Below are 15,859 nucleotides of genomic sequence, written 5' to 3' on the forward strand. Positions count from 1 at the left end.
GCAAGTGACCATTGCTATTGTCATAGGCACACATGGTTGGGCTGCGGAGCAGTTACTCAAAACGGCAGAGATGCTGTTGGGCGAGCAGGAAAACGTCGGCTGGATCGATTTCGTTCCCGGTGAAAACGCCGAGACGCTGATTGAAAAATATACTGCTCAGCTTGAGAAGCTGGATACCAGCAAAGGCGTGCTGTTTCTCGTGGATACATGGGGCGGCAGCCCGTTCAACGCTGCCAGCCGCATTGTCGTCGATAAAGAGCATTATGAAGTCGTCGCCGGGGTGAATATCCCGATGCTGGTGGAAACCTTGATGGCGCGTGACGACAACCCAGGCTTTGACGAGCTGGTGGCGCTGGCGGTGGAAACCGGTCGCGAAGGCGTTAAGGCGCTGAAAGCACAGCCGGTTGAAAAACCCGCCCCTGCCCCTGCTGCACCAAAGGCCGCTGCACCGGCGAAGCCAATGGGTCCGAACGATTACATGGTTATCGGCCTTGCGCGTATTGATGACCGTCTGATCCACGGCCAGGTGGCGACACGCTGGACCAAAGAGACAAACGTACAACGCATTATCGTGGTCAGTGACGAAGTGGCCGCTGACACTGTCCGCAAAACACTTCTTACCCAGGTTGCACCGCCGGGCGTTACCGCGCACGTCGTGGATGTCGCCAAAATGATCCGCGTTTACAACAACCCGAAATACGCGGGCGAGCGCGTGATGCTTCTCTTCACCAACCCGACAGACGTCGAACGCCTTGTTGAAGGCGGCGTGAAAATCACCTCCGTTAACATTGGCGGTATGGCATTCCGTCAGGGCAAAACGCAGGTCAATAACGCGATTTCAGTGGATGCGAAAGATATCGAGGCCTTCAATAAGCTGAATGCCCGCGGTATCGAACTGGAAGCCCGTAAGGTTTCCACGGATCAGAAACTGAAAATGATGGATTTGATCGGCAAAGTGGGGAAATAAGCCCGGGCCGGTTTTTCATATAAAGCTTATGTAATAGGAGAAGTGCAATGGAGATTACTACTCTTCAAATTGTACTGGTGTTCATCGTCGCATGTATTGCGGGTATGGAATCCGTACTTGATGAATTTCAGTTCCACCGTCCTCTGGTGGCCTGTACGCTGATTGGCGCCGTTCTCGGTGACATGAAAACCGGTATCATTATCGGTGGTACGCTGGAAATGATCGCCCTCGGCTGGATGAACATCGGTGCAGCCGTTGCGCCAGATGCCGCCCTGGCGTCCATTATCTCAACCGTTCTGGTTATCGCCGGTCACCAGAGTATTGGTGCCGGTATCGCGCTGGCTATTCCACTGGCCGCTGCGGGCCAGGTACTGACCATCATCGTTCGTACTATCACCGTGGCCTTCCAGCACGCGGCGGATAAGGCAGCCGAAAACGGCAACCTTACGGCGCTCTCCTGGATCCACGTTTCCTCCCTGTTCCTGCAAGCGATGCGTATCGCGATCCCGGCGGTTATCGTGGCGATCTCCGTGGGGACCAGCGAAGTTCAGAGCATGCTGAACGCCATCCCTGAAGTGGTCACCAGCGGTCTGAACATCGCCGGCGGCATGATCGTGGTGGTCGGTTATGCGATGGTCATCAACATGATGCGCGCGGGCTACCTGATGCCATTCTTCTACCTCGGCTTCGTTACCGCTGCGTTCACCAACTTCAACCTGGTTGCGCTGGGCGTGATTGGCGCGGTGATGGCGATTCTTTATATCCAGCTCAGCCCGAAATACAACCGCGTCGCGGGTGCCCCTGCGCAGGCTGCTGGTAACAACGATCTCGATAACGAACTGGACTAACAGGTGAGCGAAATGGTTGATATGACAAAAACTACCACTGAGAAAAAACTCACTCCGGGTGATATTCGTGGCGTGTTCATCCGTTCTAACCTGTTTCAGGGTTCATGGAACTTCGAACGTATGCAGGCGCTCGGCTTCTGCTTCTCCATGGTGCCGGCAATCAAACGCCTGTATCCGGAAAACAACGAAGCGCGCCGTCAGGCAATTAAGCGTCACCTGGAATTCTTCAACACCCATCCCTACGTCGCGGCGCCTGTTCTGGGCGTAACGCTGGCGATGGAAGAGCAGCGTGCGAACGGGGCTGAGATTGACGATGGTGCCATCAACGGGATCAAAGTCGGTCTGATGGGGCCGCTGGCAGGCGTGGGCGATCCTATCTTCTGGGGAACCGTGCGTCCGGTGTTTGCGGCGCTGGGTGCCGGTATTGCCATGAGCGGCAGCCTGCTTGGTCCGCTGCTGTTCTTCATCCTGTTTAACGCGGTGCGTCTGCTGACCCGTTACTACGGCGTGGCGTACGGCTACCGTAAAGGGGTGGATATCGTTAAGGATATGGGCGGCGGCTTCCTGCAAAAACTGACTGAGGGGGCGTCAATCCTCGGCCTGTTTGTGATGGGGGCGCTGGTTAACAAGTGGACGCACGTGAACATCCCGCTGGTGGTATCGACCATCACCGGTCAGGATGGTCAGACGCGCGTTACCACCGTGCAGACCATTCTGGACCAGCTGATGCCGGGCCTGGTACCGCTGCTGTTAACCTTTGCCTGCATGTGGCTGCTGCGTAAGAAAGTGAACCCGCTGTGGATCATCGTTGGCTTCTTCGTCATCGGTATCGCGGGCTACGCCGTCGGCCTGCTGGGTCTGTAATAAAATGCGTTACCGACCGGGGGCTTGCCCCCGGTCTTTTTATCTGGAGGATGAATGACTGTCACGGACACCGTACTGGTTTTGTTTATTGTTGCCCTTCTGGCTTACGCGATCTATGACGAGTTCATTATGCCTCGCCGCCACGGCGAGACGCTGCTGACCCTTCCCCTCTTACGCCGTGGACGCATTGATGCATTCATCTTCGCCGGGCTGGTGGTCATTCTGATTTACAATAACGTGACCAGCCACGGTGCAATATTAACCACATGGTTATTATGTGCGCTGGCATTAATGGCGATTTACCTGTTCTGGATCCGCTCGCCAAAACTCATTTTTAAAAAACAGGGATTCTTCTTCGCCAATGTCTGGATAGAATATAACCGTATTAAAGAGATGAATTTATCCGAGGACGGGGTGCTGGTGATGCAATTAGAACAACGCCGCCTGCTCATTCGGGTTAAAAATATTGATGACCTGGAAAACATCTATAGATTACTCGTTAAAACTCAATGAGTTAAAATTATAGCTTCGGCTATATATTGCGTAATTTTCTTGTTCGTAATATAGCCGATGCTATATCCTCACCGTTAAATAGCTTATATTTCTTAACGATATTTTCACGCATAAATCTAAATGAAAATCGTTATCAACGCAGTCCCTGAATTAAGCCTTTCTGACTGTTGTTTTATATTCTCAAAATATGTTAAGGTTGCGCCCGTCGTTGGGGAGTAGCCGATTTCCTGCCTTCAGGAAATGTACGTGTCAACATACTCGTTGAAAAACGTGGCGCGTACGGATCGCTTTCAGCACTTACTGTGCCAAAGGGATCAGGCGAGACCATAGATACATCAACTGCTGTTTACTGGGGGCAGTGATGTGTCATATGGATATCCCCGGTCTGGACGCGCTTATGAATATCTCCGCTACGATCCTCCTGGCCTTTGGCATGTCAATGGACGCATTTGCCGCCTCTATCGGTAAAGGTGCCACCCTCCATAAACCTAAATTTTCCGAAGCTCTGCGTACCGGTCTTATCTTTGGCGCTATCGAAACGCTGACGCCGCTTATCGGGTGGGGTCTTGGGATGCTCGCCAGCCAGTTTGTGCTGGAGTGGAACCACTGGATTGCTTTCGTGCTGCTGGTCTTTCTCGGCGGCCGGATGGTGATTGAAGGTATGCGGGGCAACAGCGATGAAGATGACGCGCCGCTGCACCGCCACGGCTTCTGGCTTCTGGTGACCACCGCTATCGCAACCAGCCTGGACGCCATGGCCGTCGGTGTCGGTCTGGCTTTTTTGCAGGTCAATATTATCGCCACCGCGCTGGCGATTGGCTGCGCGACGCTTATCATGTCAACGCTGGGGATGATGGTTGGCCGGTTCATTGGCCCGCTGCTGGGTAAACGAGCCGAAATTTTGGGCGGTATCGTGTTGATCGGGATTGGTGCCCAAATTCTCTGGGCACACTTCGCGGGTTAACCTTCGCGCAGCCAGCAATGGATGCTGAAATCCGTCTGGCAGCGAAATTCTGTCTGCGCTGCCAGCGTTTCCCACACCGCGGGTTTTGCCCGCCACGCAAACGGCGTCATTTGCAGTAACGCCACGGCTTCGCTTCCCTGTAACGTCATTTCATACGCCACCGACAGCTCCTGCTTTAACGCAAAGCCCGCCAGCTGTTCTGAGTGAGGCGCATGCAGGTGCACTTCATCATAGATTAGCCCTTTCAGCTCCAGCAGATGACGGGGCCCTGGCGTAACGGTGATAACCCACCCGCCGGGCTTAACCACGCGCGCCAGCTCCTCTGCCTTGCACGGCGCGTAGATACGCACCACGGCGTCCATGCTCGCCTCCTCAAACGGCAGACGGTGGCTGGAGGCCACGCAGAACGTCACCGCGGAATAGCGTTTTGCTGCCGCACGGATTGCCACTTTCGATACGTCCAGGCCGTACGTTTCGGCGCCCTTCTCAGCCGCCACGTCTGCAAACGTTGCGGTGTAGTAGCCTTCGCCACAGCCGATATCCAGCATGGCGGATGCGCTTTCTGTCAGACAGTTACCGAGTAAGTCGACGACACAATCCCTGAGCGGTTGATAGTGCCCGGCATCGAGAAACGCCCGGCGGGCCTGCATCATCTCCGCGCTGTCACCCGGGTCCCGGGAGCGCTTGTGCTGTACAGGCAGAAGATTCACATAGCCCTCTTTCGCCCTGTCAAACTGATGTCCCTGTGGACAGATAAACGTTTTCTCCGCGCGCGTCAGCGGCGCGTGGCAAAGGGGACAGCTGAAAGACATGACAACTCCAGGGCGTAAACCAAAAGGCGAAGTGTACCGCTATTCGCCAGGGTTATAAACGGCCGGGTGACGCATCACAATCAGATGGTCAGAATCTGCCGGCAGCCCGTCAGGCTTTACGTTTTCCAGACGCAGTACGTTCCCCATAATTTCGCTGAAAACGGGCGCAGAAACGGCCCCGCCGTAGTAGGCGCCGTTTTTCGGGTCGTTGATCACCACCACCAGCGCAAAACGGGGATCGCTGGCGGGCGCAACGCCCGCAGTGTAGGCGACGTATTTATCCACATACTTACCGTGTTCATCGATTTTTTTGGCCGTCCCGGTTTTAATCGCCACGCGATAGTTACGCACCGCTGCTTTGATCCCGCCACCGCCGGGTAACGCGACGCTCTCCATCATGTGTTCCACCTCGTGAACAATTTCCTCGGGCATCACCCGCTTGCCAATCACCGGCGGATCGATACGGGTAATGGACAGAGGCCGTTCAATACCATAGCTGCCGATGGTGGCATACACATGCGCCAGCTGGAGGGGGGTGACCATCAGGCCATAGCCGAATGCAAAGGTCGCCCGGTCTAACTGGCTCCAGAATTTTCGCTGTGGCAGTAAGCCAGCGCTTTCCCCCGTTAAGCCAAGCCCGGTACTCTCGCCAAACCCAAAGTGCTTATAGGTATCCAGTAACCGTTGCACGGGCATCGCCAGCGAAAGACGGGATACGCCCGTGTCGCTGGACTTTTGCAGGATCCCGGTCATCGTCAGTTCCGGATAGTAGCCTACGTCGCGAATACGATGCCCATCAATAGTGTAGGGATGCGTGTCTATCACGCTGTCAGGCTGAACCAGCCCCTGCTGTAGCGCCGTCATCAACACCAGAGGCTTAACTGTCGAGCCCGGTTCAAAGGTGTCGCTGATCGCGCGATTGCGAAAATCATCCAGCGTTGCTCCTTCCCGATTGTTGGGGTTGAAGTCCGGGAAGCTGGCCATCGCCAGTATTTCGCCCGTCTGGATATTAATCAGTACCGACGCGCCTGACTCGGCTTTGTTCCACGCCACGGCATTATCCAGCGCGTCTTCGGTGATGGTTTGCAGGCGTTCATCGATACTGAGCTGAATATTGTGTGCAGGAACGGGGGCCACCTCAGTGAGGTTCTCCACCACATGTCCATAGCGATCTTTCCTGACCAGCCGCACGCCTGCCTTCCCGGTGAGTTGCGTGTTGAAACTTTTCTCGACGCCCTCAATACCCTGACCATCAATGTTCGTGAAGCCAATCAGGTTAGCCGCCACGTGTCCGGCGGGATAAAAGCGGCGGGACTCATCGCGAAGGTTAATACCGGGAAGACGCAGCTTATCGATCCACTTTGCCTGGGAGGGATCAACCTGACGGGCAAGATAAATGAATCGCCCGTGCGGGTTGCTGTTAATCCGGGATGCGAGCGTGCTCAGAGAAAGATGTAAGGCATTTGCCAGAGCCTGCCAGCGCGAATCAAACCCGACGCCCCCTTTTTCCAGCACGGTTTTGGGATCGGCCCAGACGGCCTGCACGGGTACGCTTACCGCAAGGGGACGCCCTTCACGGTCAACAATCATTCCACGCGGGGCATCTATCGCCACTTCGCGCAGGGAGCGCATATCCTCCTGCTTCACCAGATTATCCGGTTTGATAATTTGTAGCCACGCCACGCGGCCCAGCAGAAACGCGAGGCTACAAAAGATGGCGAGACACAGAAGTGCAAAACGTGCCGGCGTAAAGTTTCCAGTGGTCGTTATTGTCTTTTTTTTCACCTTAACCCCAGGGCTGTTGATCAACGCCCTGATTTAACGGGAAAAACGGATAATAAGACGGGAAAAGAATGCTAATAACCTCACGGGTTTGCAACAAGATACTAACAGAGGTGGATTACGTAATATTTTGAAAAATAAGCGAATAAAAAAGCCCCGCATCGGCGAGGCTTATGTCTGAGAGCGAAGCGCCTGGCGCTTCAGTCAGCAGTGATTCGATCAGATAGCAGTTACGTTAACCGCAGCTGGGCCTTTCTGGCCGTCCTGAATTTCGAACTCAACGTTCTGGCCTTCAGCCAGAGTTTTGAAGCCGTTACCCTGGATTGCAGAGAAGTGTACGAACACGTCTTTGCTGCCGTCAGCAGGAGTAATGAAACCAAAACCTTTAGATTCGTTGAACCACTTAACTTGACCTTTAATCTTTGCCATTTGCAAAATTCCTTAGAGTGTTTTCTTAGCCCGCAGGCTTTGACATAGATAAAACTGAGACATTACTGCTTGAGGCACTAATATAAGGTTCGGCAGAGAAGCGGTATTCAACGACAACGTGTTTACTCAGGACTTCTTTACTGAAAATGCCACACATAAACAGAACTGTACCTCGTTTGACCCAAAACGTGTTATCACACACAACGTTTAATATGGCAAGCCATTTTTAAACGTGTCTCGATCCGCCGCACAAATTCACGTGTTACTCCAGAACAATCTGCACGGTTATGCGTATTGTCAAATGAAGCGCCACCTGATCTAACGGCCTACAGAGTGCCTTGACGCGCCCTGTAATCAAAGACTTTTTAAACATAGCTCAATCATTTCAAAGCGTCCATCCCAAACCCTACTTTTCTTTAAAGGAATGACTGAGTTAGAACTTTTTGTGAAAAGTTATGCTGAAAACAATGCAACGCACCAACGTGTGACAGTGAATATAAAAAGTTAATCAGCTATTGCTAACTGTATTAAAATCCACCATTTAATAAGCGTTATTCTGCACCAAAATAATGAAATTTTTATGACTCTGCCTCAAAAGAAGGCAAGCAAAACGTTTCGATAAAAATAAAACACTTTTGGTGAGTTAAGCACACTATTTATTCAACGAAACGGTATTTGTTAAATAAGGATAAATATTCGCCAGTTTTCAGTGCACTGAAACAAGAGTTAACTACTGCTTAATTCTTTGCGGGGATGTTGCGGGAAAAACGTGATAAGGGAGGAGGTTTACGCCGTACGCTCAGGCCACCTCCCCGATCCGGGCAGACTATCGTTCGGCTACCAGGCGAATGAAGTCTTCCTCGTCTTGTTGCGGAGCAGTAGCGTCCTTCGGTATCGCTTTCGCTTCCGGTTCGTTGGCTTCGCACAAACGACGCAGCAACGCATTCTGCCTTTTCTGCTGATCCAGCAACGCTTCCAGCAGCTCAATCTGCTCGTTTGTGCGGGAACTGGCGCGGTTAACGAAGAACCACAGTACCAGGCCAACAGCCAGCACAACCAACGCCATTACCAGGGATGCAATGCTCAGCAGCCCCGAATTCAGTAACTCACCCATTTCACCACCTCAGTAAAAACCGCTATTTTACCACTGCCGCCACGTAAGAACATCGCTCAGCGTAAAAATGACGTCTACCAGGGGATAAACTTATTGATTGAACAAATGCCGCTAAAGAACTGTACATCCTGATCGCACATCACATTGATAGTCTGCGTCCACAGCACCACGCATGCTATCAACACTATAACCAGAATTACCCAGCGTATTTTTTTCACTCCACACTCCGTCTTATGACCTGATGTAGCCAGGTTATCACGGCTATCTTAAACAGGGGCTAACTGTACCTTCAACTGACTCTTTTCGGAATCGTGCACTTGTTTCACTGCGTAAACCCGTTACGCTTACTCCATGACAACAAAGAAAAAAGAGGCATCGATGCGTTTACTCGTTCGTACGGTAATTGTACTGGCACTTGTGTGGATCGGCCTGCTGTTAAGTGGGTATGGCGTATTAATGGGAAGCAAAGAAAATGCCGCGGGTTTGGGTATTCAGTGTAAATATCTCACCGCCCAGGGGGTAAGCACGGCGCAGTACATCCATTCAGACAGCGGGATCATCGGGCTAAGCAACTGTCCCGTACTGCGTAAGTCCTCTGTCGTGGTTGATAACGGCTAATCAGCGCTGAACTCAATTTGCAAAAACGCCGCAAAAGTGCGGCGTTTTTTACTGGCGGCATCGTTCAGAACGGGTAGTCGTTATAGCCCATCTGCTCTGAAATTTTGCGCGCTGCGGTATGCAGAATTGCCACATACTCATGAAGACGCTCTTCGGAAAAACGCAGCGTTGGGAACGAGATGCTCAGGCCCGCAATGACAACGCCGAAGCGGTCAAACACCGGCACACCGATGCAGCGCAGCCCTTCTTCCTGCTCTTCGTTATCTTCCCCGTAGCCCTGCTCGCGTACGCTATCCAGCACGCTCAGCAGTTCATCCGTACTGGTGATAGTGCGGTCGGTGCTACGCTTGTATTCCACGCCGTCAAGGATTTGCTTCACCTCTTCGCGATCGCGCCAGGCCAGCAGCACTTTACCAATTGCGGTACTGTAGAGCGGGTTACGGCGACCGATGCGTGAATACATGCGCAGGTTGTACATGGAATCAATTTTGTGGATGTAAACAATGCTGTCTTCATCCAGTGCGCCGAGGTGAATTGTTTCTTTCGTCAGCCGTGAAAGTTCACGCATCTGAATGTCCGCGCTGCGGATCAGATCCACGTTTTGCAAGGCACGAGCGCCTAGTTCAAACAGCTTCAGGGTCAGAGAATATTTTTCTGATTCTCCTTCCTGCGCGACATAACCCAATGATTTCATCGTCTGCAAAAAGCGATAAACGGTGCTTTTCGACATCATCACACGCTGAGACAACTCTGTAATACCAATTTCACGCTCTTCTCCGAGCGCCTGCAAGATGCCAAACACCTTCAGCACGGAAGAAACAGAATCTGGCTGCTTATCCAAATCTGCGATTGCCATTTATCACCTCATGGAGAGTGTTTTATAAAAATCAGAACTGGTTTTTATTATAAATTCGTGTGATGCGTGCTGCAATCTATCTGGCTTTACTTCGTTACAAATCTGCGACATAAAACCGAAATAACGGTGCTAAAATAGTTACCCTGAAAATAATTTCACGCTGAGTCATTCTTTTCCCATGCAAAAAAACGTTTCTGATGGCTTGCCCTTACCGCAGCGGTACGGGGCAATTGCCACTATTGTCATCGGCATTTCGATGGCCGTCCTTGACGGTGCGATTGCCAACGTTGCTCTTCCTACCATTGCAAATGATCTTAATGCGTCTCCCGCAAGCTCCATCTGGATTGTGAACGCGTACCAGATCGCGATTGTGATTTCCCTCCTGTCACTCTCTTTCCTCGGCGATATGTTTGGCTATCGGCGGGTTTACCAGTGCGGGCTGGTGGTCTTTACCCTCACCTCGCTCTTCTGTGCCCTTTCCGATTCACTGCACACCCTCACCCTGGCGCGTATCGCTCAGGGCTTCGGCGGCGCGGCGCTGATGAGCGTGAATACGGCCCTGATTCGGCTTATCTATCCTCATCGCCACCTTGGACGCGGCATGGGCATTAACTCCTTTATTGTCGCCGTGTCGTCTGCCGCCGGGCCGACGATTGCCGCAGCCATTCTGTCTGTCGCCTCGTGGCAGTGGCTGTTTGCCATCAACGTGCCCCTTGGCATCGTGGCTATCTTCTTCGCCCTGCGCTATCTCCCGGAAAATGGTCCGAAAAGCACCACGCCACGCTTCGACCTGCCCAGCGCCGTGATGAACGCGCTGACCTTTGGCCTGCTGATTACCGCGCTGAGCGGATTTGCGCAGGGGCAGTCGCTAACGCTCATTGCCACAGAAATCGTTGCCCTGCTTGTCATCGGCTTTTTCTTTGTACGACGCCAGCTGGCGCTCCCCGTGCCGTTACTGCCGGTAGATTTGCTGCGTATACCGCTGTTCTCGCTCTCTATTTGCACCTCAATTTGCTCATTTTGCGCCCAGATGCTGGCGCTGGTTGCGCTGCCGTTCTTTTTACAGAGCGTGATCGGTCGTTCGGAAGTGGAAACGGGCTTGCTGCTCACGCCCTGGCCTCTGGCAACCATGGTGATGGCCCCGCTGGCCGGGTATCTTATTGAGCGAGTTCACGCCGGACTGCTGGGGGCTATCGGGCTGGTAGTCATGGCTGTGGGACTGTTTGCGCTGGCGCTACTGCCCTCCTCGCCGGGGGACCTGGATATTATCTGGCGCATGATCCTGTGCGGTGCAGGTTTTGGTCTGTTCCAGTCACCGAATAACCACACGATTATCACCTCTGCCCCACGCCATCGCAGCGGTGGTGCCAGCGGAATGCTGGGGACGGCAAGACTATTAGGGCAAAGCACCGGGGCCGCACTGGTGGCGTTGATGTTTAACCTTGCCGGGCAAAATGCGACACACGTTGCGCTGATCACCGCTGGGACGCTGGCAACCCTCGCGGCTGTTGTCAGCGGGCTTCGTATCACCCAGCCGAAGGCGCAGGCATAAAAAAACCGGGCGGAGAGGGTCTCCTGCCCGGTTTTTATTCATGCGGCTGGTATTACTTCAGGTATTCACCGCTACGCAGCGCTTCGATACGTTTATCCAGCGGCGGGTGAGACATAAACAGCTCGCTCAACGACTTGGATTTACCGTTGATGCAGAAGGCCATCATGCTGTTCGCTTCCTGCGGCTCGTAGCTGGTTTTCAGACGTTGCAGCGCCGCAATCATCTTCTCACGACCCACCAGTTTCGCTGAACCGGCATCCGCATGGAACTCACGGTGACGGGAGAACCACATGGTAATGATGCTTGCCAGGATACCGAACACCAGTTCCAGCACCATCGAAACAGCAAAATAGATCAGCGGGTTGCCGTTGCTCTCTTCACCCTCATCACGGTTGCCGCCCATAAACCCGGCAGCGATTTGCGCCAGAATACGGGAAATAAAGATAACGAAGGTGTTCACCACGCCCTGGATCAGGGTCATGGTGACCATATCGCCGTTGGCGATGTGGCTGATCTCGTGAGCAATAACCGCTTCCGCTTCGTCACGGCTCATGTTTTGCAGCAGACCGGTACTGACGGCCACCAGGGACGCGTCACGACGTGCACCGGTAGCAAATGCGTTGATATCCGGCGCGTGGTAGATCGCCACCTGCGGCATGGCAATGCCCGCCTGCTTTGACTGCTGAGCAACCGTGCTCACCAGCCACTGTTCCATATCGTTACGCGGCTGCTCGATAACCTCACCGCCCACGGATTTCAGTGCCATCCACTTCGACATCAGCAGTGAAATGAAAGAGCCACCGAAACCAAACAGCAGCGCCATAATCAACAGACCCTGAACGCTGCTCGACTGAATTCCCGTCAGGCTTAGCACCAGCCCGAATACCACCATAACCGCTAGGTTGGTGAGCAGGAAGAGCGCGATTCGCATCATAATATTCTTTTAACCTCAGTTTAACAAAACGCACTATGCGATTACCCACATCGTATGGGTATTGCGGGTATTTTCAAGCATCCAGCCGGCGTAAGTCACCAGAAAGACACAACTTTACACAATTGGAAATCTGCCTGACGGAAGGATGCAGAACAAAAAGAAACAGGCACAATCTCTTGTGCCTGTTGGGGAGTTATTTTGCCGGAGCAGGTTGCACGGCAGGTTTATCTTTTTCCAGCTTCGCGAGATCAAGCGCGATATGCACCGTCTCGTCCAGATACGGATCGGGCTCCTGGTAATCCTTAGGCAGATCGTCCAGTTTTTTGAGCAGAGGCTTACCTTCACGCTTGAAGCGATCGTTGATACGCGCCAGACGCGTCGCGTCATCTTCATTGTTCTCTTTCTCACGCTGGGCGTAGTTCAGAGACACAATGTTCCGTTTCGCTTTCAGTGCGTTGAAACGCGCAATGTCCTTCATGATGTACTGGAATTCAGGATCCTTTCCAATGCGATCGTTGTGATTTTTCAACAGTTCCGGTCCGAACTGCTTCATATCACCCGATTTCACGAATGTCGCGGCATCGATGCTATCCCACGGCAGCGCGTTATCTTCAAACTTCTCGCCGGTTTCCGTCTCTTCAGTACCTGTCGGCATCATGATATCCGGCGTGACGCCCTTACGCTGCGTACTGCCGCCGTTGACGCGGTAAAACTTCTGAATGGTGTACTGTACTGAACCTAACGCCGGCCATTCAGGGCGCAGCATCTGGTCATAAATACGGTTCAGAGAGCGGTACTGCTGTACGGTGCCCTTGCCAAACGTCGGTTCGCCGACAATTAACGCCCGGCCATAATCCTGCATGGCGGCAGCAAAGATTTCCGATGCTGAGGCACTGAAGCGATCCACCAGGACCACCAGCGGCCCCTTATAGTAGACCACGCCATCGGTATCGGCATCTTCACGCACTTTACCGTTGTTATCGCGCACCTGCACCACCGGGCCAGACGGGATAAACAGCCCGGACAGCGAGACGGCTTCGGTCAGTGCCCCGCCGCCGTTGCTGCGCAGGTCAATGATCACGCTGCTGACATTCTGCTTCTCAAGCTTCTGTAGCTGCACTTTCACGTCATCGGTCAGGCCAACGTAGAAGCCCGGGATATCCAGTACGCCAACCTTCTCTTTACCCACGGTTTTCACCGACATTTTCACCGCGCGATCTTCCAGACGGATACGCTCACGGGTCAGGGTAATGATGCGGGTTTTGGTGCCCTTACCGGCTGGCAGGATCTCCAGGCGCACTTTGCTGCCCTTCGGCCCTTTGATCAGCGCAACAACGTCATCAAGACGCCAGCCAATCACGTCCACCATGCTCTTTCCGGTCTGACCAACACCGACAATGCGGTCGCCTACGCTGATCGCTTTGCTTTTAGACGCAGGGCCACCGGCCACCATGGAGTTGATAACGGTGTAGTCATCGTCCATCTGAAGCACTGCACCGATACCTTCCAGAGACAGGCTCATTTCGGTATTGAACTGTTCGGTGTTACGTGGAGAGAGATAGTTGGTGTGCGGGTCAATTTCATGCGCAAACGCGGTCATCGCCAGTGAAAAAACGTCTTCACTGTTGGTCTGCGCCAGACGACGAATAGCGAACTTGTAGCGACGGTTTAACGTCTCACGGATCTCTTTCTCGTCTTTGCCGGTGAGCTTGAGGCTCAGTTCATCATATTTGACTTTTCCGTCCCACAGCGCATTCAGCTCAGCCTCATCTTTCGGCCATGGCGCTTTGCTGCGGTCCAGATTAAAGGTGTCGTTGCCGGTGAAGTCCATTGGACGTTCCAGCACTTTGAGCGCGTATTGATAACGTTCAAAACGGCGCTTTTGCGATAAGTTGTAGAGATCGTAAAACAGATCCAGCTTTCCGGAGCGCAGCTCATCACCCACTTCGGATTTGCGTTTCGCGAACTGTTCGACATCGCTGGCCAGCAGTACGTTATGGCTGTAATCCAGCAAGTTCAGATAACGGTCAAAGATTTTGGCCGAAAAGGCCTGATCGAGATCGAACTGACGATAGTGCGAACGAGTAAAGCGCGACGTCACGCGCTCACTCACCGTCGCGTGCTGAGTCTCTTCCTTGAGAACCGGAATTTGATCGACACGCGTAATATCGTCCACAGCGAAAGCGTGGCCTGTTATAGCAAACAGGCCAGCCAGCGCGGTGAGCTTAAAAAAAGTGTTCATGCCAGGCTCGGCCTCCGTTTCAGAACAACAAGTGTTCTGCGCGTACAATCATTGACATACCAGAAGTCAGCTGTACACGAACGCCATCTTTGGTGATTTCCAGTACGGTGGCGTCCATCGCGTTGTTACCCGCTTTCACCTTCAGAGACTGACCCACGCTCAGCGCATTGATGTCAGAAACCGGGGTGTGGCGCGGCTCTTCGCGCGGCGCACGTGGGGCTTTAGCTGCTGGTTTGTCAGCACGCGGTTTGCGATCGTTATTTTCTGCACGACGCGGTGCCGGGCGCGGTTTACGCTCGCGACGAGGGGCGTCTTCCTGACCGTTTGCCGCTGCGGCTTCGCGTTTTTTCGCCTGCTGTTCCGCACGCTGTGCCTGCACGCGAGCTTTGGCTTCTTCAAGCTGCTTACGCGCATGTTCTACGTGCTGTTCGTCCAGCTCACCGCACGGGTTGCCGTCAAGGTCGACACGGGTCGCACCCGGCTTGATACCGTACAGGTAACGCCAGCTCGAGGTATAAAGGCGTAATGCAGAGCGAAGCTGCGTTTTGCTGAGGTTCATCTCCCCCTCAACGCGCGCGACCAGATCCTGAAAGATACCGACTTTCAGAGGACGCGCTTCACCTTCAGCGCTGAAGCACTGCGGGAAACGCTCGGCCAGAAATGCGATAACTTCTTTACTGCTATTCAACTTAGGTTGATTTTCCATGAAATTTCCTGATTACAACGGACGTTGCCAACAAGCGCAGGCATGAACAGGCGACATTATAATGACGCTATCAGTAAATGCTACGTTATCCGTTGATTATCCTGCGACGCTCGCAAAGAATTTATGATAATCGGTCTCTGCAAGAACATTTTCCAGGTTCGCCGCAAGCGTGCGCAGCCCCTGTTCGTCCTCGGCAGTGAAGCGGCTGAAGACCGTGCTGTCGATATCCAGAACGCCAATAATCTGATTTTTTACCACCAGCGGCAGTACGATTTCAGCGTTGCTTGCGGCATCGCAGGCAATATGGCCGTCAAACGCGTGGACGTCTTCAACGCGCTGAACCTCACGCGTTGCCACGGCGGTACCGCACACGCCACGTCCTACCGGAATGCGAACGCAGGCCAGCTTGCCCTGAAACGGCCCAAGCACCAGCGTGTCGTCTTCCAGCAGATAAAAGCCGGCCCAGTTCACGTCAGAGAGGCGCTCGAAGAGTAACGCGCTGGTATTTGCCAGAGTGGCTAAGAAACTGGTTTCCCCTGCCATTAATGCTTTAAAATCGCGGTTCAGATCCGCGTAGAATTCTGTTTTGTTCATTCTTCAATCACTTAGTTAACTTACAAATTTACCGCATAGCCTATTAAAATAAGCATTAAATGCG

Annotated in this window: 17 protein-coding genes and 1 pseudogene; 7 read left to right on the top strand and 11 right to left on the bottom strand. The window is 53.2% G+C overall.

What is annotated here, in order from left to right; all coding sequences use genetic code 11:
* Positions 1-4: 4 nt before the first annotated feature.
* From manX to mntP, 5 genes are all read left to right on the top strand, one after another.
* A complete protein-coding gene (manX, locus tag DBR02_RS22935; RefSeq protein ID WP_063868487.1) occupies positions 5-967 on the top strand; it encodes a PTS mannose transporter subunit IIAB in 963 nt (320 codons plus the stop codon).
* A gap of 47 nt (positions 968-1,014) precedes the next feature.
* Positions 1,015-1,815: a PTS mannose transporter subunit IIC gene (manY, locus tag DBR02_RS22940; RefSeq protein WP_063868486.1), complete on the top strand. Its 801-nt coding sequence runs from the start codon at positions 1,015-1,017 to the stop codon at positions 1,813-1,815.
* Between the two features lie 12 nt (positions 1,816-1,827).
* The gene (locus DBR02_RS22945; RefSeq protein WP_006810994.1) at positions 1,828-2,679 is read left to right on the top strand and encodes a PTS mannose transporter subunit IID; all 852 of its coding nucleotides are present in this window, start codon (positions 1,828-1,830) and stop codon (positions 2,677-2,679) included.
* 54 nt (positions 2,680-2,733) lie between these two features.
* Entirely contained in the window at positions 2,734-3,192 is a 459-nt protein-coding gene (locus DBR02_RS22950; RefSeq protein ID WP_107535547.1) for a DUF986 family protein, read from the top strand.
* A gap of 397 nt (positions 3,193-3,589) precedes the next feature.
* Entirely contained in the window at positions 3,590-4,156 is a 567-nt protein-coding gene (gene mntP, locus DBR02_RS22960) for a manganese efflux pump MntP (protein WP_107535684.1), read from the top strand.
* Here mntP and rlmA read toward each other — a convergent pair.
* The 6 genes and pseudogenes from rlmA to mgrB form a co-directional block, all read right to left on the bottom strand.
* Positions 4,153-4,968 carry a 23S rRNA (guanine(745)-N(1))-methyltransferase gene (rlmA, locus tag DBR02_RS22965; protein WP_107535548.1) on the bottom strand — a complete coding sequence of 272 codons (816 nt, stop codon included), beginning with the start codon at positions 4,966-4,968 and terminating at the stop codon, positions 4,153-4,155. The genes mntP and rlmA overlap by 4 nt on opposite strands.
* 39 nt (positions 4,969-5,007) lie before the next feature.
* On the bottom strand, positions 5,008-6,753 hold the full coding sequence (gene ftsI, locus DBR02_RS22970; protein WP_063868484.1) for a peptidoglycan glycosyltransferase FtsI: 1,746 nt from the start codon (positions 6,751-6,753) through the stop codon (positions 5,008-5,010).
* Between the two features lie 216 nt (positions 6,754-6,969).
* Complete coding sequence (gene cspE / locus DBR02_RS22975; RefSeq protein WP_001062678.1) at positions 6,970-7,179, bottom strand: transcription antiterminator/RNA stability regulator CspE; 210 nt, start codon at positions 7,177-7,179, stop codon at positions 6,970-6,972.
* A 12-nt stretch (positions 7,180-7,191) separates the two neighbouring features.
* Positions 7,192-7,336: pseudogene (locus DBR02_RS22980) on the bottom strand (DUF2627 domain-containing protein).
* Between the two features lie 669 nt (positions 7,337-8,005).
* Positions 8,006-8,293, bottom strand: a complete 288-nt coding sequence (locus DBR02_RS22985; RefSeq protein WP_107535549.1) for a YebO family protein — start codon at positions 8,291-8,293, stop codon at positions 8,006-8,008.
* Positions 8,294-8,367: 74 nt separating this feature from the next.
* Entirely contained in the window at positions 8,368-8,511 is a 144-nt protein-coding gene (gene mgrB / locus DBR02_RS22990; RefSeq protein ID WP_063868482.1) for a PhoP/PhoQ regulator MgrB, read from the bottom strand.
* A 160-nt stretch (positions 8,512-8,671) separates the two neighbouring features.
* Here mgrB and DBR02_RS22995 point away from each other — a divergent pair, with 160 nt between their 5' ends.
* Positions 8,672-8,911: a YobH family protein gene (locus DBR02_RS22995; protein WP_063449624.1), complete on the top strand. Its 240-nt coding sequence runs from the start codon at positions 8,672-8,674 to the stop codon at positions 8,909-8,911.
* 64 nt (positions 8,912-8,975) lie between these two features.
* Here the strand turns inward: DBR02_RS22995 and kdgR are convergent, their stop codons facing one another.
* Positions 8,976-9,767, bottom strand: coding sequence for a DNA-binding transcriptional regulator KdgR (kdgR, locus tag DBR02_RS23000; protein ID WP_063449625.1), 792 nt, complete (start codon positions 9,765-9,767; stop codon positions 8,976-8,978).
* A 178-nt stretch (positions 9,768-9,945) separates the two neighbouring features.
* On the opposite strand from kdgR, the gene DBR02_RS23005 reads away from it, so the two are divergent.
* Entirely contained in the window at positions 9,946-11,319 is a 1,374-nt protein-coding gene (locus tag DBR02_RS23005) for an MFS transporter (RefSeq protein ID WP_107535550.1), read from the top strand.
* A gap of 52 nt (positions 11,320-11,371) precedes the next feature.
* Here the strand turns inward: DBR02_RS23005 and htpX are convergent, their stop codons facing one another.
* The 4 genes from htpX to DBR02_RS23025 all read right to left on the bottom strand — a co-directional run bounded on the left by htpX (position 11,372) and on the right by DBR02_RS23025 (position 15,795).
* On the bottom strand, positions 11,372-12,253 hold the full coding sequence (htpX, locus tag DBR02_RS23010) for a protease HtpX (protein WP_063868480.1): 882 nt from the start codon (positions 12,251-12,253) through the stop codon (positions 11,372-11,374).
* Positions 12,254-12,446: 193 nt separating this feature from the next.
* The gene (gene prc / locus DBR02_RS23015) at positions 12,447-14,495 is read right to left on the bottom strand and encodes a carboxy terminal-processing peptidase (protein ID WP_107535551.1); all 2,049 of its coding nucleotides are present in this window, start codon (positions 14,493-14,495) and stop codon (positions 12,447-12,449) included.
* 19 nt (positions 14,496-14,514) lie between these two features.
* Positions 14,515-15,201 (bottom strand): RNA chaperone ProQ, encoded by a 687-nt coding sequence (gene proQ / locus DBR02_RS23020; protein ID WP_006811005.1) that lies wholly within the window; start codon positions 15,199-15,201, stop codon positions 14,515-14,517.
* Between the two features lie 96 nt (positions 15,202-15,297).
* Entirely contained in the window at positions 15,298-15,795 is a 498-nt protein-coding gene (locus tag DBR02_RS23025) for a GAF domain-containing protein (protein ID WP_063868478.1), read from the bottom strand.
* Positions 15,796-15,859 lie beyond the last annotated feature (64 nt).

The organism is Enterobacter cloacae complex sp. (assembly GCF_900322725.1).
Lineage (GTDB): Bacteria > Pseudomonadota > Gammaproteobacteria > Enterobacterales > Enterobacteriaceae > Enterobacter > Enterobacter quasihormaechei.

Bases quoted from the DNA above. Each gene is read 5' to 3' on its own strand.
- manY (WP_063868486.1), top strand. From the start codon at position 1,015: ATGGAGATTACTACTCTTCAAATTGTACTGGTGTTCATCGTCGCATGT.
- DBR02_RS22945 (WP_006810994.1), top strand. From the start codon at position 1,828: ATGGTTGATATGACAAAAACTACCACTGAGAAAAAACTCACTCCGGGT.
- DBR02_RS22950 (WP_107535547.1), top strand. From the start codon at position 2,734: ATGACTGTCACGGACACCGTACTGGTTTTGTTTATTGTTGCCCTTCTG.
- mntP (WP_107535684.1), top strand. From the start codon at position 3,590: ATGAATATCTCCGCTACGATCCTCCTGGCCTTTGGCATGTCAATGGAC.
- rlmA (WP_107535548.1), bottom strand. From the start codon at position 4,968: ATGTCTTTCAGCTGTCCCCTTTGCCACGCGCCGCTGACGCGCGCGGAG.
- cspE (WP_001062678.1), bottom strand. From the start codon at position 7,179: ATGGCAAAGATTAAAGGTCAAGTTAAGTGGTTCAACGAATCTAAAGGT.
- DBR02_RS22985 (WP_107535549.1), bottom strand. From the start codon at position 8,293: ATGGGTGAGTTACTGAATTCGGGGCTGCTGAGCATTGCATCCCTGGTA.
- DBR02_RS22995 (WP_063449624.1), top strand. From the start codon at position 8,672: ATGCGTTTACTCGTTCGTACGGTAATTGTACTGGCACTTGTGTGGATC.
- kdgR (WP_063449625.1), bottom strand. From the start codon at position 9,767: ATGGCAATCGCAGATTTGGATAAGCAGCCAGATTCTGTTTCTTCCGTG.
- DBR02_RS23005 (WP_107535550.1), top strand. From the start codon at position 9,946: ATGCAAAAAAACGTTTCTGATGGCTTGCCCTTACCGCAGCGGTACGGG.
- htpX (WP_063868480.1), bottom strand. From the start codon at position 12,253: ATGATGCGAATCGCGCTCTTCCTGCTCACCAACCTAGCGGTTATGGTG.
- prc (WP_107535551.1), bottom strand. From the start codon at position 14,495: ATGAACACTTTTTTTAAGCTCACCGCGCTGGCTGGCCTGTTTGCTATA.
- proQ (WP_006811005.1), bottom strand. From the start codon at position 15,201: ATGGAAAATCAACCTAAGTTGAATAGCAGTAAAGAAGTTATCGCATTT.
- DBR02_RS23025 (WP_063868478.1), bottom strand. From the start codon at position 15,795: ATGAACAAAACAGAATTCTACGCGGATCTGAACCGCGATTTTAAAGCA.